Origin of the sequence: Psittacicella gerlachiana, assembly GCF_003585965.1 — a bacterium.
Taxonomy (GTDB): Bacteria; Pseudomonadota; Gammaproteobacteria; order Enterobacterales; family Psittacicellaceae; genus Psittacicella; species Psittacicella gerlachiana.
The window spans coordinates 1-8,790 of record NZ_NRJF01000028.1 but is presented as its reverse complement, the minus strand read 5'-3'; the positions used below and the strand labels follow the sequence as shown (position 1 = coordinate 8,790).

1 protein-coding gene is annotated in these 8,790 nt (G+C 35.1%); it reads right to left on the bottom strand.

Going from position 1 to position 8,790, the window contains the following annotated elements; genetic code table 11:
• Positions 1-8,107 (bottom strand): filamentous hemagglutinin N-terminal domain-containing protein (locus CKF59_RS01085; protein WP_119534138.1); only part of this gene is annotated, 8,107 nt, incomplete at its 3' end.
• Between the last annotated feature and the right edge of the window lie 683 nt (positions 8,108-8,790).

Here is an 8,790-nt window from a genome sequence, read left to right as displayed (position 1 = left end):
TAAAGCTTGCTTGACCAGCACTAATATTTGCAGCTTCTAGACTACCTTGGTTCACTTCAAGATTCGCAGCCGTTACATTAGTAACTTTTACTGCACTATCAGTTAACTTAGCATTTTCACTTACCGCCACATCAGTAGCCGTTAGATTACTTGCTGTAGTAGTTAAGTTATTAGCTACAAGACTATTCGCACTTACATTCGCATTACTAAAGCTTGCTTGACCAGCACTAATATTTGTAGCTTCTAGATCACCTTGGTTAACTTCAAGATTAGCAGCCGTTACATTAGTAACTTTTACTTCACTATCGGTAAACTTAGCATTTTCACTTACCGCCACATCAGTAGCCGTTAGATTACTTGCTGTAGTAGTTAAGTTATTAGCTACAAGACTATTCGCACTTACATTAGTTTCAGTAAAGCTTGCTTGACCAGCTGTAATATTTGTAGCTTCAACTTTACTTCCACTAACTTCAAGATTCGTAGCCGTTACATTAGTAACTGTTACGTTGCTATCTGTTAACTTCGCAGTATCACTTACTGCTACGTCAGTAGCGGTTAGGTTACTTCCCGTAGTCGTTAAGTTATTAGCCACTAAAGTATTCGTACTTACATTCGCATTACTAAAGCTCGCTTCTGTAGCTGTAATATTTGTAGCTTCAACTTTACTTCCACTAACTTCAAGATTCGTAGCCGTTACATTAGTAACTTTAACTGCACTATTAGTTAAGCTTGCATTTGCACTTACACTTAGATTATTTGCTGTAAGTTTAGCGTCGGTTGCTTCTAAATTCGCTACTTCTACATTGGTCGCAGTCACACTAGTATTGTTTAAGCTAGCTGTATCTTGTACTGCTACTTGCTGAGCCTCAACATTACTATTAGTTGCACTAATATTAGATGAGCTTAAGCTCTCAGCTTTTACTTCTGAGTTATTAATTGTAATGTTTTCGCTTACCGTAATCGTCGTCGCTTTTACTTTACTTTGTTCAGCTTCTAAGTTTGTTGCTTCTAAAGTAGAAGCAGTAACTGTAACATTAGTAAAGTTTGCAGTATCTTCAACTTTAATTGCGGTTACATTTACTTTAGCGGTACTTGCAGTAAAGTTCTCTGCGTTTAAGCTTGTTGCCGTGAGATTAGCTTGAGTTAAAGTAACATTGCCACTTACATCCACGGAATCAGCTTGCAGATTACCTTTACTTACCGCAAGATTTTCTGCAGTAAAATCTTTAGCTACACTAATGTTACCATTAGTTGAAGTAAAGTTGGTTGCACTTACATTTTCAGATGTAATTGCACTATTTTGGGACTCTACGGTTTGTGCTTGTAAAGTTCCATTAACAACTATCGCTGAGTTACTTAGAGCTAAAGTATCGCTTACCGTAAGCTTATTCTGTACATTTAAACTTGAGCAAACTGCTGTGAGATTCGCAGAAGTTACATTGTTTGCCACTAAGCTACTATTATCTAAACTTAGATTATTGGTAACAGTTACATCTTTAGTTACATTAATACTTGCATTATTTGCTTGTAAGTTAAGAGCAGTTAAATCATTGTGTGTAGTTACATTAGCTTTATCTACACTAACATTACCTGCCACATTTAATTCACTTGCACTTAAATTCGCTTGAGTTACGGTTAAGTTATGCACTTGAGCTTGTTCGCCCACCGTAACATTAGTTTGCTGACTAATACTTGTCTCACCTGTAACGGTTAGATTATGAGTTACCTTCAGATTAGAGTTATTTGTAACAGCAAGATTGCCCGCACTTAGATTGCCACTAAGATTTGCTTGTGTTTGATTAAGAGCAAGGTTACCACTTACCACTAGATCTTTAGCAGTTACTTGGGCATTACTAAAGCTTGCATTACCAGCTGTAAACTCTTTAGTTACATTAAGTTCAGAGTCAGCTAAAGTAATATTATTGCTTGCCGTTAGTTCTGCAACCTCAAGTTTACTATTTTGTGTAAGATTAACATTTGTCGCCTCTACACTTTGAGCTTTTACAGAACTTGCATTTACTTCAAGATCCTTCTCTGCTGTAACAAAAGCACTAGTTACCTGAGCTTGATTATCTAAGATAATCTGCTCAGCCTTAACCTGAGTCACTACTACACTAGAGTTGTTAACCTTGAACTGCTCACCTACAGTTGCTCCACCCGCTAAAACTACTTGGGCTTGATTACCAAAGGTTGCATTATGGGTAACCTCTAGATTGAGAGCTACATTGAAGTTCCCTCCATCTACCTTTAAGTCTCCAACTTGACCTTGGATAAAGGTAGCGTTACTTGCAACTAGATTTGCCTTGGCAATCTCAACATTACTTGCATTGATATTCGCTTGAGTAACAAGAAGATTACTCGCATTAAGATTACCGCTAACTTGAGCTTGTGCCTGATTAGCAAAAGTTGCTTGCTGAGTCACTGTCACATTATGAGCAGTTAAACTACTTGCATTAGTTACGGTTAAGTTCGAAGCTCTAACTTCTCCATCACTACGTAACTTAGTCTCACTAAGCGTAAGATTATCTGCAGCTACTTGCTCTAATTTAGCAGTAGAATTAACTAAATTTAAATCCTTAGTTACTTCTAAGCTTGTAATCGTTACATTAGCACTTGTAAATCCTGCTTGCTCAGCTTTAACTTGTGAAGCTTCTAAGCTTGCATTAGTTACTACTAAATCCTTGGCACTAAAGTTCTGATTTACTTTAACAGTACTTTCAGCACTAATATTTGCTTCTTTACTAACCTCAACTTTATCAACAGTAAAGGTTGAAGCATTAACGGTTAAGTTATTAGTAACCGAAACATTACCTGCCGTTAATCTTGCTTTATCACTTAGATTTAAATCTTGTGCTTGCAGATTCGTTACTGTAGCACTTGTATTTGTAAAGTTTGCGGTATTGGCAACCGCAAGATTAGTAATGCTTAAATCTTTACTTTGGGTTACACTTGCACTATTTACATTTACTTGGTTAAAGTTACCTGAAGTATTTATGAGGCTAAAGTTGTCAGCTGTTACTTGAGCTACTTGAGCTGTACTATTAACTAAGGTAACTTCTTTAGCTTCTAGAGTTCCAACTTCAACTTTAGAACCATTGGTTAAATTAAGTTTGCCTGTAGTACTTAACTTACTCTCAGTATGTTCAAGAGGACTAATAGTTACATTGCTAAGGTTAAGATCTCCTTGAGCTACTACAGTACCTAAAGTAATCTTACTATCGTTAGCACTAAGGTTAACTCCAGTTACCTGAGCTAAAGTTGCATTAGCATTATTACTTAAACTTAACTCAGTAACACTAGCGTCATTAGTACCCGTTAAAGCTAAATTCGCATTATCAACGGTCGCTTTAGTCGCTGTAAGAGTACCATTTACGGTAACACTTGCACTTTGGTTAACTGTTAAACCCGCTCCTGCATTGAAGTTATTACTTACTGCGAGGTTTGCTGAGTTAGTTACTGTTAAATTCGTAGCATTGAGATTAACTGCACTTATGGTAGATTGATTTTCTAAAACAAAATTATCAATTAAGTTCAGATTACCAGCTTCTAAAGTAGATGCATTTTGTAAAGATAAGTTTTTGCTTACATTAGTAATATCTTTAGATACAACCTTAGCATTATTAACCGTAAGATTATTTACGCTGAGGTTATGACCTGCAGTTAAATTACTACCTGTAACACTTACATTGTCACCATAGACTACATCAGCAGAAACATTGGCATTACCACTAATGGTTAAAGTCTTGTTGTAGAACAAGTTATGGAAAATATAAGTTCCATTACGCAGGGTTATATTGTCCGCAAGGATATTAGCTACATCAATTACCCCACCTAATACCGTAAAGTTATGATTAATGCTAGTATTTCCAGTAACACTCAATAAACCATTTTCTTGACGATAGAAATTAGCACTTAAATTCTTAGTAATTAAAGTACCATTATTGTACAGATTACTATCAGAAGTTAGGTTTTCGCTAACAGTTACACTAGACTCGTTGGCAATACTTACATTATTACGTAGAGTTAAATTTCCTGTAACGGCAATAGAACCATTTACGTTTACAGTGTAGTCTTTATAAGTATCAAGACCATCCCCCGTACCACTTGCATTATTTTTGGCACGAGTATCCCCAAAGTACACTTGACCTTGAGCACTAAAGGTATTATTAATCGCTAGATTATTGGTTGCATGATAATCAAAAACATCAGCATCTACGGTTACTTTACCATTTTGGCTAATATTGTAAGCGGTAAAATAAACACCTGAAGTTTTTTGTTCATTATCACCTACACCAGCTACTCGTGGATTCACATAAGTACTTGCACTATTATGAGCAATAAAGGTATAACTGCTATTAATGAGAATATCTGCAGCGGTATAGTTTTGTAAAGCTACATTTATCGTAGAACCTGCTGAACCACTAAACACTAAGGTTTTTGTAGAAAGGTTTAAAGTATTATTACTTGCATCACTAGCAATGGAGAAATTACCTACCGCAATGCTACCAAAGTTTCTAAAACCATCTTTAGTTGCTTCACCAGTAACTAGATTTAATTGTGAATTATTGTTTAAAGTTAATTCCGGTTCACCATAAGCATATGGATTACCTAATAATGCTCGACCAGCACTAATATTTAAGCTGGTATTATCAAAAGTTACGGTATCAAAGATTACAAAGGCGTCTCCACTATCTCGTGAATTTAACGCTATACTCGAGTTAGATAAACTCGTGTTCATAAAGTCAAGAACTAATCTTTGTCCAAAGCTTTTATTGATTGTTAAGTCAGAAAGATTACTATTGATTAAGGTAAAATTAAAGTTTCCTGCGTTATCAAAATCAAAGTTTTTGAGGCTACCGTTACTATCAATAAAGGTCGCATTATAAGTTGAATTAACAGTATAACCACCAAGGTTAACTTTACCACTTACATTAAACTTATAATTACTTGAGGTAAAATTCGGAGTATAAGAACTATAGTTAGAAGTACTATCTACGGTAAAATTCGCATTAGTTAATACGACATCCATGATTGGATCACCATATTCATCCTCATCTTCAGATGGAATGTAATCATAGTTCTCCCCATTAAGTTCTACTCCACCACGAGAATTTAGTACGAGACTAGAATGATTAGTTACACTAATATTTCCACTTACCGAAATACGATTCCCGTGTTCAGTCGAATTGGTAGTTTTACCATTTTGATCTAAATTAAAGGTCCATAAAGTAGAGTTATTACTTACATTTAGATCTTTAAAACTTATTCCACTTACGGAATTATTCGCATCAGAGTTATAGTAAAGGAAAACTAAGGTTCCATTATCGACATTCAGTTGAGCATTGGAGAAATCTCCAATTGGAGCAATTGCAGAGCCTTGGTTTTCTACTGAAGCTTGGATATAGGTTCTACCACTAAAGTTTAGGGTATCATCTAAATGCTCATTAACCGCTGTACCATTACTATAGGTTTGGTGATACTCTGATTTTGAAAGGTAAGCAAGAGCCATAGCTCCATTAGTCCCATTTGCAACTATATGCACTAGACCATTTTTCTCGGTAGTAACATGAGTTCCAGCTGCAAAACTTACGGCTGCTACACTTTCATTACTTGAGTTAGAAACAATTTTTATCAGAGCGTCACTTGCGGTTATTTTACCTTCAATTTGCGCACCGCTATTGGCATTAATAATAAAATTAGATTGCGACGCTTCTTTTATAACTAAATCTTGAGTATCTTTATTTAGAGTTAAACTTGAAAGATCAGAATGTCCATTAACCGTAACATTATCTAAGCCAATCGTACCATTGGTGGTAAAACTTGCGTTAGCATTATTTATATTAAAAGTAGTATTCGAAATTTGAATACGCTTAATGATTGAAGTAACACCTGTTGCAGTACGACTAATCGTTACTTCACTTGGATCTACTTCCGCAGTATCTTGTGCCTCTACTTCTTTCTGAATAATAGAAGTGTCTACACCACTATCATTAATGATAATAGGTTTATAGTAGCTAATATCTTCCGTAAAGTTAAATGATCCCCCTAATTGCACTGTTGAAAAAGTAGCTTTCCAATCATCAACAATAGTTGGACTAATTTTAGAAGAGATCGCTCCGGTTAGAGTACTACCACTAATATTAATATACTGTCCTGCATCGTAAGTTTGATTTGCAGTGATATTTGAATTATTAATATTAATTGAACGACCCGCTACAAAATATGCCGTCGCATAATTCGTAGAATCTTTGTTCGTAAGATTAATCGTTGTATTTTCTAAAGTAATATTACCGATTTTAGTAAAAACACGAAGTTCATAACCTGTATTCGAATTTATACTTGCATTAGTAAAGGTAATATTACCGTCTGGAGTATATAAAGTAACGTAATTCGTTTGTAAACGCTTATTTACAAAAGAATCAGTAATATTTAGACGATAAACAGTATCCGAAGTACCGGCATTACTATATGCCGAATTTAAAGCTTCATAAATAGTGTGATTTATTGTTGCAGAAAGACCAGTAGAGTCTTCTACATAGTTATACGCATAACTCTCTTTAGCTATGTCACGATAACTATAATTTAATACTGAACTATTAGTAATACAAATATCTAGTGGGTCTAGTAACCAAGCTCCACCATTAGTACTCACATTAAAATCATCACTAAAGAAAACATGTGCACCTGAAGTCTCAACTACCCCATTATTTGAGGTCGTAGTCCAGTCTCCAGCAAAATAAGCAACATTAGCATAAGCAAGAATTTTTCCGCTATCAGTTTCGGTACCTTGAGCGGTAAGCTTAGCTCCTTTAGTTACCACTAGAGTAGAAGCTTTTTGGACTGAGGTGTTGTTAACTAAATCAGCAACTCCTGCCACTTGTGATAAACCACCGATTTCAATTGTACCAGCAGTGTTACCATTAGCCTGAGCTTCAATACTTGAGTTATCTAGAAGATAAATGCTATCACCATTTACAGCTACTTGATGCGCAACAATAGAACCATTATTGATAACTATCCCTTTGTCTTCACCAGTAGCGGTAACACTAATAGTGCCACCGTTTTCGCTATTAAAAGCAGGCGTATAAGTCCCTGAACCTGAATCAAGTCCACGTAACTCCACACTGCCATTAGCACTTACATTGGCAACAATTTTTCCTTGGTTAAGAACACGATTACCTAAGAACAGACCTTTTTTCCCATTAAAGATCTCACCTAGGTTCACCACATCATTACCAGCTTTAATGGTATAAACAATTTGCGGATTCGTTAAATCACTAATGGTAATACTTTGTCCTGCTAAAAGGAAAATTTGTCCGTCAACAGCTTTTAACACTCCCGTGTTGTATACCTGTCCCCCAATTAAAGAAAGGTGACCATCTTTACCAACACTAATTAAACCTTGGTTTAAGATTGAGGCAATTTTTTGTTCATCTGTTGCCGAAAACTTAAGATTTCCTTTGACAAAGTCTTCATTAGAAATATCTAAAGTCGAAGCTACTAAAGATTGCACATCTACAGTAGCATTACTACCAAAAACTATTCCTGCTGGGTTCACAATAAATACTTGACCATTAGATTTTAAAGTTCCAAGAATTTGTGAAACCTCACCTCCTAATACACGGTTTAATACCGCTGAGTTTGCAGAGTTTTGGATAAAGTTATAAATTTCATCAACCCCGATATTAAATTTTTGCCAATTAATTACGGTTTTATCGGTTGAAGTAGTAATATTTGTTACTAGACCATTTACATCAATTTGTGCCTTACCGATGATTACACTAGGATCACCAGCTACTGCTTGCGCATTTGCACTAATACTCATACTACCCATTAGAGTTAGTGCAAAAGTTGCAGACATGCCTAAGGCTCTACCGGCTGTTTTCACAAGTCGGCAGAATTTAGAAGCAAAAGGACGTGGAGCTTTTAATGCTTGACGAGCATTTTTAGCCAAAGTAAATGGATCTTCTGCAAGAGCAGAAGCTAAAACATCTGTAGTTTGCAGATCGGTTACCGTTCCCGTAGTTTTTCCTGCATGAGTGCAGAGTTCGGAAACTACAACTAGCCGACCTTGATCATTTAATTTAAGACGATAAATTCTATTCATGGGTAGTGTTATGTGTAAATAATCTCAGATATAACTAGTTAGTAACTAGTTACTCTAACAATGTGTATCTAAAACAATTAACCAAAATTGCGGTTAATCTCCCTAAACTTAAAACCTTGGCGCTGGCTTTAAGGAGCACTAATCCTCTCAGACATTATTAATACTTCAAAATCAAAAATGCTTCAAAATCAAAGAGGATAAACTTGCTCTACGGAAAAGTAACTCTAAGAAATAAATCTTAAAAAATATCTTAAAAAAATTAGGGGAATTTAAAATTTGAAAGGAAAAGGAGGGGGCTTGGTTTGATTAGCAAAAAATATATAAACCCAATATGAAATATGTTAATAAATCAATTTGTTAATTCTAAATAGAGAGTTTGTTAATAATTAAAGAAAGAAAAACTCTTACTGTTTTTTTGGTTTACCATCTTGCTAAAGGATATTCTAAGCGCCAACCCTATCCTTTAACTTTACAATTACTTTTTAGAGGTATTTTTCTTTACTTAGTTAGACAAAAATTATTTGCTAAAGTTTTATATAATTTAAACTTTTTTACATTCTTTAGGTACAAGAAGAGCAAGGAATCTTATCTAAATTCTTCTCTGCTATTTTTAATTAAAAATTCATCTTTGCTAAGTTTCGGACAAACACCAAAAGCACTCTAGGCAAGTACTTCTAGTGATC